The sequence below is a fragment of the Castellaniella denitrificans genome, from assembly GCF_027214045.1.
Classification (GTDB): Bacteria; Pseudomonadota; Gammaproteobacteria; order Burkholderiales; family Burkholderiaceae_B; genus Castellaniella; species Castellaniella denitrificans_A.
Window position 1 is genome coordinate 312,812 of sequence record NZ_JAPWHE010000002.1, and the last position, 16,277, is coordinate 329,088.

General features: G+C 60.5%; 15 protein-coding genes and 1 tRNA gene. 5 read left to right on the forward strand and 11 right to left on the reverse strand.

Annotated features, from left to right (window positions below; translation table 11 throughout):
* The first annotated feature begins 17 nt into the window (after positions 1 to 17).
* Entirely contained in the window at positions 18 to 2,546 is a 2,529-nt protein-coding gene (locus tag O4H32_RS05595; protein WP_269357464.1) for a hypothetical protein, read from the forward strand.
* Positions 2,547 to 2,658: 112 nt separating this feature from the next.
* On the forward strand, positions 2,659 to 4,047 hold the full coding sequence (locus O4H32_RS05600) for an HD-GYP domain-containing protein (RefSeq protein WP_269357466.1): 1,389 nt from the start codon (positions 2,659 to 2,661) through the stop codon (positions 4,045 to 4,047).
* A gap of 219 nt (positions 4,048 to 4,266) precedes the next feature.
* Here the strand turns inward: O4H32_RS05600 and O4H32_RS05605 are convergent, their stop codons facing one another.
* From O4H32_RS05605 to O4H32_RS05640, 8 genes are all read right to left on the reverse strand, one after another.
* The gene (locus O4H32_RS05605) at positions 4,267 to 5,040 is read right to left on the reverse strand and encodes a hypothetical protein (RefSeq protein ID WP_269357468.1); all 774 of its coding nucleotides are present in this window, start codon (positions 5,038 to 5,040) and stop codon (positions 4,267 to 4,269) included.
* A gap of 105 nt (positions 5,041 to 5,145) precedes the next feature.
* Complete coding sequence (locus O4H32_RS05610) at positions 5,146 to 6,576, reverse strand: hypothetical protein (protein ID WP_269357470.1); 1,431 nt, start codon at positions 6,574 to 6,576, stop codon at positions 5,146 to 5,148.
* A 219-nt stretch (positions 6,577 to 6,795) separates the two neighbouring features.
* Positions 6,796 to 7,020 carry an antitoxin VbhA family protein gene (locus tag O4H32_RS05615; RefSeq protein ID WP_331284275.1) on the reverse strand — a complete coding sequence of 75 codons (225 nt, stop codon included), beginning with the start codon at positions 7,018 to 7,020 and terminating at the stop codon, positions 6,796 to 6,798.
* A 160-nt stretch (positions 7,021 to 7,180) separates the two neighbouring features.
* Positions 7,181 to 8,328 (reverse strand): IS3 family transposase gene (locus tag O4H32_RS05620; RefSeq protein ID WP_269357571.1). Its coding sequence is split into 2 segments (ribosomal slippage): positions 7,181 to 8,085 and positions 8,085 to 8,328, totalling 1,149 coding nucleotides; the frame shifts between segments, so codons are not numbered across the junction.
* Positions 8,329 to 8,363: 35 nt separating this feature from the next.
* Positions 8,364 to 8,624, reverse strand: coding sequence for an NADPH-dependent FMN reductase (locus O4H32_RS05625; RefSeq protein WP_269357573.1), 261 nt, complete (start codon positions 8,622 to 8,624; stop codon positions 8,364 to 8,366).
* On the reverse strand, positions 8,576 to 8,836 hold the full coding sequence (locus O4H32_RS05630; RefSeq protein WP_269357575.1) for an NADPH-dependent FMN reductase: 261 nt from the start codon (positions 8,834 to 8,836) through the stop codon (positions 8,576 to 8,578). Before O4H32_RS05630 ends, O4H32_RS05625 begins: the two co-directional genes overlap by 49 nt.
* 334 nt (positions 8,837 to 9,170) lie before the next feature.
* Positions 9,171 to 9,255 (reverse strand) — tRNA-Leu (locus tag O4H32_RS05635).
* A 42-nt stretch (positions 9,256 to 9,297) separates the two neighbouring features.
* A complete protein-coding gene (locus O4H32_RS05640; protein WP_269357472.1) occupies positions 9,298 to 10,287 on the reverse strand; it encodes a GlxA family transcriptional regulator in 990 nt (329 codons plus the stop codon).
* Between the two features lie 184 nt (positions 10,288 to 10,471).
* On the opposite strand from O4H32_RS05640, the gene O4H32_RS05645 reads away from it, so the two are divergent.
* Positions 10,472 to 11,860, forward strand: a complete 1,389-nt coding sequence (locus O4H32_RS05645; RefSeq protein ID WP_269357474.1) for an L-serine ammonia-lyase — start codon at positions 10,472 to 10,474, stop codon at positions 11,858 to 11,860.
* Positions 11,861 to 11,917: 57 nt separating this feature from the next.
* Here O4H32_RS05645 and O4H32_RS05650 read toward each other — a convergent pair whose 3' ends face one another.
* Positions 11,918 to 12,253 carry an STAS domain-containing protein gene (locus O4H32_RS05650; protein ID WP_269357476.1) on the reverse strand — a complete coding sequence of 112 codons (336 nt, stop codon included), beginning with the start codon at positions 12,251 to 12,253 and terminating at the stop codon, positions 11,918 to 11,920.
* Between the two features lie 233 nt (positions 12,254 to 12,486).
* On the opposite strand from O4H32_RS05650, the gene O4H32_RS05655 reads away from it, so the two are divergent.
* Both O4H32_RS05655 and O4H32_RS05660 read left to right on the forward strand, forming a co-directional pair.
* Positions 12,487 to 13,065, forward strand: coding sequence for a BspR family type III secretion system anti-sigma factor (locus O4H32_RS05655; protein WP_269357478.1), 579 nt, complete (start codon positions 12,487 to 12,489; stop codon positions 13,063 to 13,065).
* Positions 13,066 to 13,267: 202 nt separating this feature from the next.
* The gene (locus O4H32_RS05660) at positions 13,268 to 13,858 is read left to right on the forward strand and encodes an RNA polymerase sigma factor (protein ID WP_269357479.1); all 591 of its coding nucleotides are present in this window, start codon (positions 13,268 to 13,270) and stop codon (positions 13,856 to 13,858) included.
* A gap of 66 nt (positions 13,859 to 13,924) precedes the next feature.
* On the opposite strand, the gene sctC is transcribed toward O4H32_RS05660, so the two are convergent.
* The gene (gene sctC / locus O4H32_RS05665; RefSeq protein ID WP_331284276.1) at positions 13,925 to 15,880 is read right to left on the reverse strand and encodes a type III secretion system outer membrane ring subunit SctC; all 1,956 of its coding nucleotides are present in this window, start codon (positions 15,878 to 15,880) and stop codon (positions 13,925 to 13,927) included.
* A complete protein-coding gene (locus O4H32_RS05670) occupies positions 15,877 to 16,275 on the reverse strand; it encodes a CesT family type III secretion system chaperone (RefSeq protein WP_269357483.1) in 399 nt (132 codons plus the stop codon). The genes sctC and O4H32_RS05670 overlap by 4 nt, the downstream gene beginning before the upstream one ends.
* Positions 16,276 to 16,277 lie beyond the last annotated feature (2 nt).

Consider the following 16,277-nt stretch of genomic DNA (forward strand, 5'->3'; position numbering starts at 1 on the left):
GCTTGAGGGAGATGACCATGGGTGGTGTGCAAAATGGCGTTGGGCACGTGCCGGTGCACGTGCATCACGACGAATCGCTGGTGCAAGACAAGGGCCTGTCGCAACAGACGGGGATCAAGTCGGGCAGCGGTGAACTGGAAGGGCACGATATCAAGGTTTCGGACGGCACGGTCCGTCAGGAAGTGCTGAGCGGCGGGCAGGAATCCCGGGGGTTCTTCGCCACGCTGTGGAACGCGGGCGCGAACCTGCTCGGGGCCGCCAACGAGTTCGTGGGACAGATGAATCCCGGCCTGTATGACGACGAAGAGTCGGTTGTCGATGAGGACGAGTTCGAGGTCGTCGATCAGCGACAGATCGTCGACGAGGACGAGGACGAGATCGAATCCTCGTCGGTGAAGCCGCGGTATGTCGACATCGGGGAAATCGATGAGAACGGGGATGTCTGGTACGACGCACTGGACGGGACCGAAGAGGATCCTCTGTTCCTGGAGCCGGTTCCCATTTCCAGGCAGGACAACCTGCGGATGGACAAGGACAGCGCCTTGCTGCGCGAGGGTTTCCGCGTCGGCAAGAAAGAGTCCGACCCGATCGAAGAACAGGCGCCCAAGGAAGAAATCCAGCAGATGAATCAGGGTTTCATGAAGAATACCCTGGGCGTCGCCTATTCCGCGTGGAACTGGCTGATGGGCGGCAACACCAAGTCCGAGTCCGTGTCCGTGCAGGAAGACACCCGCAGCGTGAGCGAAAAGAATCTCGGCCAGATCGAAAAGTTGCAGATCGATACGGCGAAATGCCTGCAGAAACTCAACGAGCAGGTCGAGAAGGTCACGGGCAAGAGCATCATGGACAAGGATCAGGATCCTTCCAAGATCAAGCCGGATGTGTCTTCGCTGGAACTGCGGGACCACGCATGGCGCTGGAGCAAGACGGCGCAGGCCGCGTTCGGACAGGCCGTCTCGACCCTGGGCTGGTGCGCGGCGGGGGCGGGAATCGCGTATGGCGGTTCCACCTTGTCTTCGCTGACCGGCGGCGGCATCTCGGGCAATCTGGTCTCGGTTCTGGGGGGCTCCTACCTGGCGCTCAGCGCGCTGCGTGATCTGCCCAGCAACGTGACGGACCAGACCGCGATAAAAGTCATCGAGGAAAGCCTCGTCGAAATCAACACGCTGCTCGAGCAGGTCAAGCAGTTGTCCATGCAGGAAACGCAGCGTCAGGAGCTTTCCGGAAAACTGATGATGGTGTCCCAGGGCCGCATGGAAAAGATCGAGCGGCTGGAGCTGGAACTGGAAGTGATCGACCGGCAGGTCGTGGGACGCAAGGACGTGGAATCGGAATCCCGGATCGAGCAAAGCACGCCGCGCCTGCCCGTGAAGGTTGGCGACGGATCCGCGCGCAACGAGACGCTGTCGGGCTTTGGCCGCGTCAAGCAGGCGTTCTCTTCCTTCTTCGCGCCGGTCGTGCAGGGCCTGACGCGCGCCGGCCAGTTCCTGGGTGATGCCCTGGGTCTGACGCGCATGAGCCTGATCCAGAAGATGGATCGCGCCGACGAGCAGGCCTACGAAAAGACTTTCTCGCAGGGCCTGGGCCTGCTGCAGCAGCCCGTGAACGACAGCATCGTCAAGACCGACCTGCTGGACAAGACCTCCCGGCGCCTGCTGGGCCTGTCCCAGGAACGGCCGACCGATCCGCGGGAAGTGCAGCAACGGGTCCAGCAGCTCGATCGCCAGAGCGAGTCGATCAAGCCCGTGCTGCGTCTGGGCGAGAACGTCGTACGCCATATCCAGGATGGCTCCGGCGGCTCGTTCGGCACGTTGGTCGTGACCGACAAGGACGACAGCCGCTATGTCGTCAACAGCGGCCAGCCGACCACGCGGGCCCTGTGCCACTACTTCGACGTGCTGGCCCGCGATGTGGGCGAGGACAACGCGCATGGCGTCAGAATCGACGATTCCGGCGGCCTGGTGCTGAACGATCCCGACAGGCGCTTCTTCCAGTTCCTGGCCGGCGCATCGAACTCCATGACGTCCTTGTTCATGAGCCCGGTCGGTGCGGGGAACGAATGGCGCGAGGCGACCAACCATGCCGGCCAGATGTGGATCAACGATTCCTCGGGCAAGTTGCCTGGCGGCGCCAACCGCGTCGTGTTCGAGACCAGTGTGGAAGACGGCAAGGATGTCCTGAAGCTGCGCTTCGAAAAACTCGACCGCGATGAGCTGGTGTCCTCCGTGTTCGACGCGCCCGAGCATTCCATGATCGCGCAACTGCGGATGATGAGCACCGCCTACCGCGATGCCTACGGATCCGGCCAGGTGGCGCTTGACGAACTGGATGACGAGGCGCTGGTGCAGCGTTACGAGAACTCGAACAAGACACTGGGTGTCGCGGGAGAGGACTACGGACGCTGGTCTCTGGAAAGCCTGCGCGGCCGTCGCGAGCAACTCCTGAAAGACCTGGCTCAGGAACAGGTGCTGCTCCAGCGGGACAACGATAGCTATCAGCTGTTGCAAAACGACAGCGAATTGCGCGTCATCTCGCAGCGCGTCTGATCTGCGCACCAGGAAAAAGGCCGTCCCCGCATACTGTGGGGACGGCCTTTGACCGTCTGGCGCCGGGTTTCGACCCGATCGCTTCAAGGCCCGCGCTCACGGAGATCATCCTATGCAGATTCCCCCGTTGCCAGAACGTATCCGGCTGTCCGAGTTGATCGGGGCGTTCAGTCACGCGCTCGACATCACCGAAGGCCAGCCCCCCGGTCATTGCGTGCGCTGTTGCTGGATCGGCATGCACATCGGGCAGGTCATCGGACTCGATGAGTCCTCGATGTGGGAACTGTATTACACACTGCTGCTGAAGGATCTGGGTTGCAGCAGCAATGCCGCCAGAATCTGCGAGCTGTATCTCACCGATGATCTGCAGTTCAAGCGAGATTACAAAAAGGTGGGCGACAGCCTGCCCAGCGCCTTGTCGTTCGTGCTCACGCACACCGGCCTGAAGGCCGGGCTGGCGGAGCGCTTCCGCCGGATTTTTTCCGTGGTCCGGGACGCCGATGCCGTCGCGCGGGAACTGATCGCCACCCGGTGTCACCGGGGCGCGGAGATCGCCCTGATGCTGCGCTTTCCGCACGCGGTGGCCGACGGCATCCTCAGCCTGGATGAACATTTCAACGGCCAGGGCCGGCCCGAGGGTCTGGCCGGGTCCGCCATCCCGCTGTATGCCCGCACCGCCCTGCTGTCACAGGTCATCGATGTGTTCCACACCCAAGGCGGGCCGCAGGCCGCCCTGGACGAGGTCAGGTTGCGTGCGGGCCGCTGGTTCGACCCGGATCTGGTCAAAGCCTTTGAAACAGTGGCCACCGATCCCGCATTCTGGCAGGCGCTGGCGGCCGACGATCTGCCCGCCCGGGTGCATGGCATCGAACCGCAGGGGCGCCAGGTGCTGATCGACGATGATTATCTGGACGATATCGCCGCGGCGTTTGGCCAGGTCGTCGATGCCAAAAGCCCCTACACAAGCGGCCACAGCAGTCGTGTGGCCCGGTATGCCGACGCCATCGCGGTCAAGCTGGGCATGGATTCCGCCTTGAGACGCTGGCTGTATCGCGGGGCATTGCTGCACGATGTGGGCAAGCTGGGGGTCAGCAACAGCGTGCTCGACAAGGCGGGCAGCCTGGATGCCGCGGAATGGGCGGCGGTGAGACGGCATGCCGAATACACGGAATCCATCCTGGGGCGTTTCAGCGGGTTTGCCGAACTGGCCCGCATTGCCGGCGCACACCACGAGCGCCTGGATGGGGCGGGATACCCGCGCGGCATCGCCGCCGACAGCATCGCGCTCGAAACGCGCATCATCACCACCGCCGATATTTTCGATGCCATCACGGCCGAGCGTCCGTACCGGGGCGCAATCCCCGTGGACCAGACGCTCGACATGATGCGGAAAACCGTGGGAACCGCTCTGGATCCCACCTGCTTCGATGCCCTGTGCGCCAGCGTGGGGACAGAGGGCGATTTGCCGTCGACGGGATCTGAGTGTGTGGAAGATTCTTGATGGTGCCCGGGGCCGGAATCGAACCGGCACGCCTTGCGGCGGGGGATTTTGAGTTGGCGATTTACAGTGTTTCTACAGGGAAATGGGGCGAATTCTAGCGAAGGTTGAAATAGGTAAAACTAGTTTCAAATCAGTAGGTTAGCGTATTTTACCTGAATTGATGGAAACTGGTCACTGTACCTGTACTGTACCGAAGTTCGGTGCAGTACAGGTACAGCGTCAGGCATTCTTTTTGATGAACTCAGCAACCTCCACCTCTTTGGACTTCGAGAAAACCCAACCGCCAAGCGTGGAGTTCCAGCGGCCACCAAGTTCTTTGAGTTGCTCTTTAATGGATTTGGTGTCGCCTTTGACTATGAATGATTTGATTGCACCATCTTTCTCGTAATCTTCCATGAAAATGCGTCCTTCCTTGACGATTTTCTTAAGCGATGCCGCCTTCTCTTTAACTTCCTTAGCTGTAGGTGGAATGGCCGGTGTGCCAGAAAGCAAAAGACGTACGTTCACGGAAATCTGATTCAATAACTGTTCCTTAAAATCAGTGATGCTTGTATAAGAACCAGTTAGACCAAGTTTTTGCATTTTCTTTTCGAAGTCTTTTAGAGCCTTGTACTGATCTATATCGAGCTTGGTAGGATCTATGTTTCTTGATGAAAAATAGACCATGACAGGCTTTTGGTTTTGTATAAACCACTCGATCTCTTCGGCCGTTCCGCTTTCACTGACGCCAGTAGGCGACCCGAGTCTCGTCCAGAAAACTCCGATAGCCATATCGCACGAAGTGACAATTTGATTGTTTATCACTCCTTGTGCTCGATCACCAAGAAGTGGCGCAGAGTGTGTCTCCCATTTTACTGGCAGCAATACTACCGAGTTCGATTCTGCGTTTGCTATATTCCATCTCGAGATAACCTCGGGTATTGCCTGCCGCTCTTCATCAACATCGCCTGGGCTAGCTATTAGTATTTTAAATACCTTTGCGTCGAACGACATGAAAACTCCTCAAGATTGATTTGATAAGATAAGAAAAAATACCGAGTGGGTTAGGGGGGGATTCTTATGGGTTGGTGCATGAATTAACTGTTGCCTTCGGTGGGCCTACAATTCTTTGGCCTTGCTGGCGGAGGGTTTAGGAGTTCCATCGACCCAAAAAACCTCAAGGGTGTGATCTTTGGTTTTTCCTACGGCCTCTCTAAAAGTTAGTAGCCGTTGTTCCGTTGCTCCGCCGTTGTCTAAGACAAGGTAGATCCCGTACTGGCTTTTTTCCGACTTCTGATATATCGGAAGTTGGGTTTGGAAACCTTTAAGGAGATTCTTGTTACTGGTGAGCTTGATCTCGACGAGAACCTTGCCTTTAAACCCTGAGCTTAGCTTGAAATCTACGGGGCCTCTGCCGGAGTCGCTTTCAGGAGAGAGGTCAAGAGAATTTGCCTCGCAGTATGCTGACGCCACACCAAAGAAGAGAAGCTGTGCGGCGGATTCATGCTTCGGTTTCCCATCTTGGTCGTAAAGCAACCTGCATAGTTGCCCATCTTCAATCAGGTGTCTGAACTGCTCACAGATTGATTTAACAACTCCAAGAACGTCTTTTGCTGTGGGTTTCTTTGGGAGACTTAAAGGAAGAGCATGTTCATTAGGAAGGTTTCTTGTTCTTGTATACCAAAGAACTTGTCCTGATGGATCGTCTGAAAAATTGTAGGGACTGATGTCGAATTTCAGATATGCTGCGACAACATCTTTAAGCGTTTGAGGATTCTCTATAAAAGACTTCCTCAACCCATATTTTTTTTCCGAAGTTGTTCTGCTTCGCCAGGAATCTCCAATGTATTTATTCAGCTCACGCCTGAGTTCTTCATTTTGCTCCGCAATGTAGAACACATCTTGCATGTTCTCTGCTACCGGAAGCTCCCTTAATACATCCTTCGGAACTAATACCAGAGGCGAATCTGAATATGGATTTTTTGGTAGCCTTACTTTCTGGTGGTCTCGAGAAAGTCTTTGCTCTTCCGTAGGAATGCCTGTTTCATCGCAAACTCGCTGAGTGAAGCGGATTAAATCAGGCATGATGATTGTGGCAATCATGTCGCTTATGAAGTCAGGGCCAATTCCATCCTCAAAGACGCCAACAAGCTCAAAAATTGCAGGATCGTTGTTCCCCGCAGAAATAATCTCTTGGATAGTCTCTAGAAGTTTCGCCCGTGTCTTCTTGCCCATGCCTCGGCCGTCGACTCCTGCCCCCGTATAGCCGATAGATAGCCCTTTGACTTCAGGAAACTGAAGTTTCTTATCAGCTGCTCGCCAAAACACGTCACCGGTCTTCCGAATCTTTTCTACGATGGTTAGCACATCACAGAAATGAGTCGAAACGTTCGCCGCGCTTCCTGATAGTTCAGGCGCAGTCGTTGTATCTAATAGACGAGGGTCAATGAATAAGCGTGTGTCAATCCCCAAGATGGGATCGAGTGCTCCTGATTTATCAAAAATTGCAGGATCAATGCCATAGTAATCAGATAGGCTCTTTACGGACACTACGACCTCCTTGGCGTCTACGCCTTGATTGTTTTGCTTTTTGCCGGAATCTCATTTAGGAACCGGAGGCTCTACATCTTCTGGAAGTTTCTTGTCTGAGGACACACCAGAAGCTACGACGAAATCAAAATTGTTAGCGCACTGTCGAAACTGAGTGACAAAAACCGGCGATAGCCTATCCTGCACTAGCTTCAACCACCTATATTTTCTTCGTCATGACTAAGCTTTTGGGCTTGCCAAGGCACTACGCGGTTGCACAAATTCCTCGAGGTCAATGTCCCCGTTGATGAACCGTTGAGCATGTTCTTCATCTTGTGCACTGAGCGAGAATCCCTCCAAGCCGACTGATACGCGTGCGTAATTGACGGCCGCTATACGTCGGTCGCGCTCGGCACCGGATATCGTTTTAGTTAGTTCCGTTTCGTGCGAACCCATCTCAGCCATGGTTGTCCCCGTGCTTTAGGTAACGCTATTTTACAAGGTGTGGGATTTTTTTGGTGATTTGTAGAGGAAACAGGCAAAAAGGTTTCACGCAGAAATTGTCTTGTTTTTGTGGCTATCAATAGGTTTTCCCGATTGACGGCAGTGAATCGCCCCGGGTTTTCTAGACAGTCCCGGTTTTCAAAAAATGGCGTCTCTCAAATTCTACCGGGGACACCTCTCCTGCGTGGCCGTGTCGCCTCTTCGGGTTGTAGAACATCTCGATGTAATCGAAGATATCGGCCCTGGCTTGCTCCCGGGTGGTATAGACGCGGCGCCGGATTCGCTCTCGTTTGAGCAACTGGAAGAAGCTCTCGGCCACGGCGTTGTCGTGGCAGTTACCGCGCCGACTCATGCTGGGCTTGAGTTTGTGGGTCTTCAGGAAGTCACGCCAGTCGTGGCTGCCGAACTGACTGCCCTGGTCGCTGTGGATGATGACCTCATTCTTGGGGCGCCTGCGCCAGACGGCGGCAAGCAAGGCGTTGAGCACCAGATCGCTGTCGATGCGACTGCTCATGGACCAACCCACCACGGTGCGGGCGAAGAGATCCAGCACCACGGCCAGATACAGCCATCCCTCGTGCGTGCGGATGTAGGTGATGTCGGTGACCCACGCCTGATCCGGCGCCGCCACATCAAACTGCTGCTGCAGGAGATTGTCAGCCACCAAGCTGGGACGTCCATACCGATTGCCTGGGCGTCGTTTGTATCCGGTCTGCGAGCGCAGGCGATTCTCGCGCATGAGCCGCGCCACTCGATGCCTGCCACAGCGCTCACCAAGATCCCGCAGATCGTGAGTGACCTTGCGATAGCCGTAGAGGCGATCGCTGTCCTGCCAGCTCTGACGAATGAGCTCCATCAGCCGCCGATCCTCCAGGATTCGGGCGCTGTGTGGAGAGCGACGCCAGGCGTAGTAGCCGCTGGGATGAACATCAAGCACAGCACACATACGCCGCACCGGGAAGATGGCTGCATGATCCCGGACAAAGGCGTACTTCACTGGGACTGCTTCGCGAAGTACGCCGCGGCTTTTTTTAAGATGTCACGCTCCTCGGTGACCCGTCGTAGCTCCGCCTTCAGGCGCCGCACCTCCTGGGACTGCTCGTTCACATCACGGCGTGCGCCCTCGTCGCCTGCATACTGCTTGCGCCACTGGTACAAGCTCCAGGTGCTCACCCCCAGGCGGGCCGCAACGTCAGCAACCTTGTGGCCACGCTCAGTCGTCTGGCGCACCGCTTCGATCTTGAATTCCTCGGAAAATCGCTTCTGCATGGCATTCGTACTCATGACAACTCCTCAACGCCTCATTATGAGGCACGTGGGTGTCTAGTGATTCCGGGCCGATTCAAGGCCTCTGGCGCGTTCATCTGAGGCGCGTTGCAAAAGACAAGTACGCTGCGCAAGCTCTGCTGGGCCACCGCTGTGCCGATGGCCCCGGGCGATGTGCCAATTACGGCGCAGGGCTTGCGCGTGAAGGAGTTCTGTCCCCATGGACGACCGGCCCAGTCAATCGCGTTTTTCAGGCCGCCTGAGATCGAACGGTTGTATTCTGGCGTGACGAAGAGCAGCCATCGACACTGGCGATGGTTTGCTTGAAGGCTCGTGCCACCGGTGGGTAGTCGGCGGCATAATCGTAATTGTAGAGCGGCAGGCCCTTGATCGGGCTCTCGGTACACACCAACTCGGGCGGTGCCAGTTTCACTAATGCCTTGGCAAACTGACGATTGATTGAAGCCTTGGCAAGGCTACCAAACAGGCAGCCGACATTGTGGGTCGTCATGTGAATCCCCCTTCAACAATGCATGAGAAGATGCCATCGTTCGTCCGCCGACCCGCATTCCAATTCAGTGAAGGTTCTTGAATAACCGATCCGGCCAAGACCATTAATTCATGATACGCCGCAGTTTGTTTCTGCGCTATGACTGTTGATTCTCATCCGGCGTGGTGGATGTCACCCGCCCCCCAGAAATCGTAGCCATGCGCACTTCGGTATGAGGCTAGCGCCGCATCACTGTACCGAATCCGTACCTGACCACAACTTTAGGAAAATCCCCCGGTGCGGGGCTTGTACTGAGAAATCTTCCAATGGCTTGAATTAGCAGAAGATTTGGGGGTGGTGCCCGGGGCCGGAATCGAACCGGCACGCCTTGCGGCGGGGGATTTTGAGTCCCCTGCGTCTACCAATTTCACCACCCGGGCAGGGTCGGGCAGGCGGATCGCCTTCCCGGAAAAGGATCGTCATTATACGGTGTTTTCCGCATGGGTTCGCCGCCAGGCGCCCGGCGCCATGCCATACCCGGCGCGAAAGGCCCGCCCCATGTGGGCCGCATCGGCAAAACCGCAATCGGAGGCGATGGCGGCGATGGCCTTGTCGGTATGGCGCAGCATCCAGGCGGCCTGGCGCAGGCGTACGCCGCGCGCATAGGCCTGGGGCGTGGTGCCCAGATGCTGGCGGAACAGGCGCTGCAACTGGCGCAGGGACAGGCCCAGGCGATCCGCCAGGCCGTCCAGGCCGGGAATCTGGCCCGCATATTGTTCGATGACCAGCGTGGCGCGGCGCAACGCGGGCGGGCTGTCGGCCGGCACGCCGGACGGCGGCGGCTGGATCTGTCCGCCCTGCGCGCCGTCGACGTCGAACTGCAGGCAACGCAGCGCGCGCCGGATGTCGGCCTCGGGCAAGTGGCGGCGCAGGATGCGCGCGGCGACATCGATGACGGCCGCCCCGCCGGCGCATGTGATGCGGCGCCGGTCGAACACTGCGGGCCGGTCGGTCACGATCCGTTCCGGCGCGACGGCCGGAAAACGGTCGACGAAATCCCGGTACTGGCCGCCGCCCACGCATAGCCGGTGGCCGGTCAGCAGGCCGGTGCGCGCCAACAGATACACCGCGTTGCCCAGCCCGACCAGATGACGGCCGCCCCCGGCCGCCTGTCGCAGCCAGGCCGCCAGCACCGGCCCCGCTTCGACCGCCGGAGCCAGCGGACCGCCCACCAGCACGACATAGTCGAACCGCAAGGGGTCGCCCAGCAAGTCGGTCGGAACGACCTGGATGCCGCTGGCCGAGCGCACGGGAATCAGCGTGTCCGCCACCACTTCCCAGGCGCAGGGGCCCGCCGTGTCGGTCTGCGCATCCAGCAGCCCCAGCAGATCGGCGAACGCGGCGAACGCGCCCATGGCGAACTGCGGCAGCAGAACGAAACCGATGCGGACAGAAATGTCGCTTTCATTCATGAAAAACCTGATGTATGTCGTATTTGTTCTACCAAAGAAATGGATTGCCTGTCGCAGATCTCTCATGAGAAGCCGACAGACGGATTTTCTCATGATTCATTCATCTTTTATGTCGTTTATGTTCAATCCAGAATCAGCCAAATCACTAGAATGAAGCCAAAACCGCGCACACAGGAGAAAGCATATGGCGCTGTCGGTCTTCGACATTTTCAAAATCGGCATCGGGCCCTCCAGTTCGCATACGGTGGGACCGATGCGGGCAGCCCGCAACTTCGCCCGCAATCTGCATGACCGCGGTCTGCTGTCGCGGACCGCAGGCCTGCGGATCCATCTCTACGGATCCCTCGCGGAAACAGGCGCCGGCCACCGCACCGACGTGGGAATCATGCTGGGCCTCATGGGCGAGGCCCCGGACACCGTCGACCCCGCCGCCATCGGCGGACTGGTCGGCGCGGTGGTGCGCGAACACCGGCTGACGATCTGGCGCAGCCACACGATCGACTTCGACCCTGAAACCGCCTTCTCCGGACGGGTCAAGCCCATGCCGGAACACCCTAATGGCATGCGCTTCATCGCGCTGGATGCCGGTGGCGGAACGCTGCTGGACGAACGCTATGTCTCGATCGGCGGCGGCTTCATCCGCGCGCTGGACAGCATCGAGACGGACGAGACGGTGCCCGAGCACGCGCCGATGCCCTACCCGTTTGCCACCGGTGCCGAACTCATGGACACCTGCCGCCGACACGGGCTGACGATCGCGCAATTGATGATGGGCAACGAATCCGTCCTGCGCCCGCCCGAGGAAGTCCGCGCCGGCGTGCTGCGCATCGCCCGCGTCATGGACGAGTCGATCGACCGGGGCTGTGGCCTGAACGGCCCGGTCACCGACGAAATCCTGCCTGGCGGCCTGAAGGTGCGCCGTCGCGCCCCGGCGCTGTACGCCCAGTTGAAGGCGGGTCCGAAGAAAAAGGACGATGTGATGTTCGCCATGGACTGGGTAAACCTGTACGCCATGGCCGTGAACGAGGAAAACGCCGCCAGCGGGCGCGTGGTGACGGCGCCGACCAACGGGGCCTCCGGCCTGCTGCCGGCCGTGCTGCGCTATTACCGGGACTTCATTCCGGGCTGGTCGGAGGACGGCGTCGTGGACTTCCTGCTGACGGCGGCGGCCATCGGCTTTCTTTACAAGGAAAACGCCTCGATCTCGGGGGCCGAGGTCGGCTGCCAGGGTGAGGTGGGCGTGGCCTGTTCAATGGCGGCGGCGGGGCTGACGGCGGTCCAGGGCGGGACGGTGGAACAGATCGAGAACGCGGCTGAAATCGGCATGGAACACAACCTGGGCCTGACCTGCGACCCCGTGGGCGGCCTGGTGCAGATCCCGTGCATCGAACGCAACGCGATGGGCGGGAACAAGGCCATCAACGCCTCGCGCCTGGCGCTGCATGGCGATGGCAAGCACCATGTCTCGTTGGACACGGTCATCGAGACCATGCGCCAGACCGGTGCCGACATGCAGTCGAAATACAAGGAAACCTCGCGCGGCGGACTGGCCGTGAACGTGGTGGAATGCTGAAAGCCGCCATCAGGCGGCTCATCATCGTCTTCGGCCCGCTGCCCGCGGGCATGGCCGTCAGTTAAAGGCGGCAATGGCCTCGGCGCGGGTCTCGCAGACTTTCAGGATGGCAAGAAAGCCGCTGATCTCGAAGACTTCACGCACATTGGGCTGGATATCGCACAGGATCAGCGCACCGTCGGCCTGCTTGAGCTTTTTAGCCAGCAGCAACACGACCCGCAGGCCGGCGCTGGAAATGTAGTTCAGCCGCGCCAGATCGAGCACGATGTGGCGCTCGCCCTTTTCGACCTGCGCCATCAGGTCCGCCTCGAAGACAGCGGCATTGGCGCTGTTGACCAGCCCTTCGGGCTGGCAAATGAGCGCAGATCCTGACTTCTCGATGACAAAAGGCATGGCAAATTTGATTGGACACAAAATCGTCCCTCATCATACGCCAAACGACCGTTCGATGACACATCGTCGGGCGCGCCGTTTTCCCCGCGCGGCAGGTAAGCAAAAGATACACTGGAAAGGTCGGGGTACAGTACGACTGGAACCTTTTCGCTATCCTAGCCACCTAGTAAGCGGCGCCGGTACTATCGTCCGGCGTGCGGTTCAACATCCCGCCCGCACTACATGGCTTTTTTATGAATATCAATCCATCCGTTCCGCTTGCTTCGCAGGGTAGCCCGAGTCTAGCGCACTTCGAGGCCGCCGCGCATGACTCCGAGGCCGTCTACATTTCCGTTTCGGGGCAATCCATGCAAGTGCTGGGCACTGGCGCGACGCCGGGCGGGCGCAACGTGGCATGGGTCGCGCCCGACATCGATACGACGCGCCTGTTCACCGATGCCCTCGCCAACAGCTACGGAAACGGCATTACCCAGACCATCGTCCGCGAACTGGGACTGGAGCCCACCCCGGGCAAACCCTTGTCCTCGCGCACGGTTTCCCAGGCCCTGGACATGGCACAGACGTCCAGCCAGGCGCTGTCCGGCGTGGACTTCGCCACCCAGTTGGACCACTCCGCCAGCGCGCGGGGTGCCGGTTTCCTGACCGCCTGCCGCGCGCTGACCATCGATCCCGCTTCCCTGAGCACGCAGCGCCGCCAGGAAATCGACGCCGCCATGCAGCTCCGGTTCGAGCAGGCGTCCGCCCAGGGACAAAGCCCGGTGATGGCCGACACGGCCCAGTCCTGGCTGCGCGACCTGCTGCAACAAGGCTGAAACCCAGGAACGATGCCGCCGTCGGCGCGCGGCCTGTTCCCCGAGAGACTCAAAGGCACACCCATACCGGGTGATCCGGGTGTAGATCCAGTGATTAACCTTACTGGATTCAATGTTATAAACATCACATCCGTTTGTTGCAAAGCTTCATGGCATCTGCTTGAAGTGTCAGCAACTGCGTCAGCCGCTGAGTCTCCTCACCATGAGCCCTTCTCTCGATTCTGACAACGCCCAACCGGCATCCGCGATTCCGGCGGATCGGGCCGACCCCGCCGAGGAAAGACTGTTCCGCGAACTGGTCCAGGAACATAGCAGCCGGCTTCAGCGCTTCATCATCCGGCACATCGGCAACTCCACCGAGGCCGAAGACCTTGCCCAGCAGGCCTTCACCGAGGCGGCCCGTTCGTACCGGACCTTCCGCGGCGAATCGCAACTGTCGACCTGGCTGTACGGCATCGCGCTGAACCTGATCCGCAATCATCTGTCCCGGGCGCCTGAGCGCCGCTATGATTTCGTCGGCGACAGCAGCCTCGCGGATCTCGCCACGGACGCACTCACCCCCGAGGAAGCCGTCGAGCAATCCCAATCCATGCGCCTGCTGCAGGAATCTCTGGACGAACTGCCCGAAAGCATGCGCAGCATCCTGTTGCTGGTGGGGATGGACAATCTGTCCTACGAGGAAGCGGCCGCCCTGCTGTCGGTGCCCATCGGCACCGTGCGCAGCCGTCTGTCGCGGGCGCGCACCGCGCTGCGCGACAGGTTGCAGCAAAAGGGCATGACGCTGCATTTCTAGCGGCCCGCCCGCCACCGCACGGCATTCCGCGAGCGGGCCGTGGACGTTGTCCACGGCCCGCTGCCTTTATGGCCGGGCCGGCGGCAACTCCACATGCACGGCCGTGCCGGCCACGGCGGCGGCGCCCCCGCGCGGCATGTCCGCGTCTCCCAGCGCCTTGGATTCGACATAGGCGGGGCCGACCCGCACCGGACCCGACACGGAGGCTTCGCGCACCGCATCGAAACGCACCCGCGTCTGCTGCCCCTGGATCAGGTCGAGATACTCGCCCGCGCTCATGGGCTTTCCATTGTCAGGCCAGGTCGCGCTCAGGGCCGGACCCGTATCGCCCGACTGCAGGCGCGGCGGGGCCACGGCATGGCCCTGGATCGACACCACGCGCGGGCGCAGCAGGAACAGCCGCTCGCGGCGCTGCGTGGTCTTGCTCTTGCTGGAAAACAGCGCGCCCAGCAGGGGGATATCCCCCAGGCCCGGAACCTTGTCGACCTGCTGGCTGTCCTGGCTGCTGTTGTAGCCGCCGACCAGCAGGGTCTGTCCATCACCCACGATGGCCAAGGTGCTGATGCTGCTCTTGCGCACGGTCGGCAGCGTGCCGATCTTGCGTTCGTCCTGGATGCGGCCATCTTCGATGTCCACCGTGAGCTCGACCCGGCGCTGGTCGCCGCTGCCCTCGATGTAGCGCGGCGTGACACGCAGCGACGTGCCGACCGTGACGGGCGTGACGGTCGCCACGCGCTCGCCCGTGGTCTGGATGTAGAACGTGTCCGACAGGTCGATCAGGGCGCCCATGTTGTCTGCCGTCAGGATGGACGGCTGCGACAGGATGTTGGCCGCCCCCTTGGTTTCCAGCGCGTGCAGGCGGGCCGCCAGCACATTGGTGACGGACAGTCCCAGGGTGCCCGGCGCCAGCGACGCCGCGCTGTCCAGCGGCAGGCCGTTGCTGGGGGTGAGGCCGAAATCGCTGTACCCGAAGGTCGCGTTCCCGGCCTTGGCGCCCCAGGTGACACCCAGTTCGCTGACGTTGTCGGAATTCACGTCGACGATCATCGCCTCGATTTCGATCAGCGTGCTCGGCACGTCGAGCTGTTCGATGAGCTGCCGGTAGATGGGGATGCGGTCCGGGATGTCCTGCACGATGATGGCGTTCAGGCGGGGATCCGCCTGCACCGTCGGCTCGCGGAACCGCAATCCCGGGCCCGCGCCCGCCCGCCGTTTGGTCTCCGGAGCCGCCGATCCGGTCGCGCCGGATGCGCCGCCAGCCGGCGCACCGCCGGCGTCCGCTTCCGGGCTGGCGAACACCGGCGGGTTATCGCGCAGGGGCGCGGCCACCGCCGCCAGCGTCTCGTTGTTGGCGCCCGAGCCCGAGCCCAGGATCAGGTTGCGCAACACGGTCGACAAACCAGGCGTCACGACGCTTTCCGAGCGATAGCTGACGGTGCGGTCGTTGACCGAAGCATACTTGAGGCGGAACACCGCCACTTGCTGTCCGCCCGCGCCCAGGGGCAATGCGGCCACCATTTTCTGCACCAGCTTGACGTAGGCGGGGGGGCCCGAGACCAGGGCGATGCCCTGATCGGCCAGTTCTCCCCAGCCAAAGCGCGGGTCGAGCACGCCCAATTCCAGCAGGGCGTCGCGCAGCGCCGTGATCGAACTGCCCATGGCGCTGACCGAACGCGTGACCATGGCGCTGGCGGGACTGACGAACAAGGTGCCCGAATAGACGAACCAGTTGAACCCGTACACCCCGCCCAGCTTGTCGATGAACTCGGTGGGCGTCGCGGTGTTGAACTTGCCGTTGACCGTCCCCTTGACGCCGGGCGCCATCTCCAGGGCCAGACTGAAACCGCCCGCGAACTGCCGCAGGACGCTCTGCAGACTTTCATCCTGGGCGTAGTAGCTGTAGGCCGCCAGGGGCCAACTGGGCGCGGCGCGGGCGGTCGTGCCCACCAGGCACAAGGCCAGCGCGCAGGCTGGAATCCAACGTTTCAACAAAATACCTCCTGCATTGCGTGTCATCATCATGCCGCCCGCCGCACCGCGCTGATCCAGAACGATAGGGCATTGGCGAAATCGCCCACGGCCTCGTCCAGCCCGACGGCATCCGTGTCGGGCCGCACCATCTGCTGCAGCCACAGCGCGTCTTGCGCCGGATCGACGACGCAGGTCGAAGGGTGACTGCTCAGCATGCCAGTGGCGTGTCGGCCGATCTCCGCGAAAAACCGCTCACGGCCCGGGCCGTCGGGCGGCAGGGAACACAGCCGCGCGTTGATCGCCAGCCAGCCGTTGCGGGCGCCCAGCAGGTGCACCCGATATTTTTCGTCGATCCGGATCGTGAGGCGGCCATCGGCGCGCACACCGTCGGAAATGTCGTGACGGGCGGCGTAGTCCGCGATCAAGGGATGGGATGGGACGGTCATCG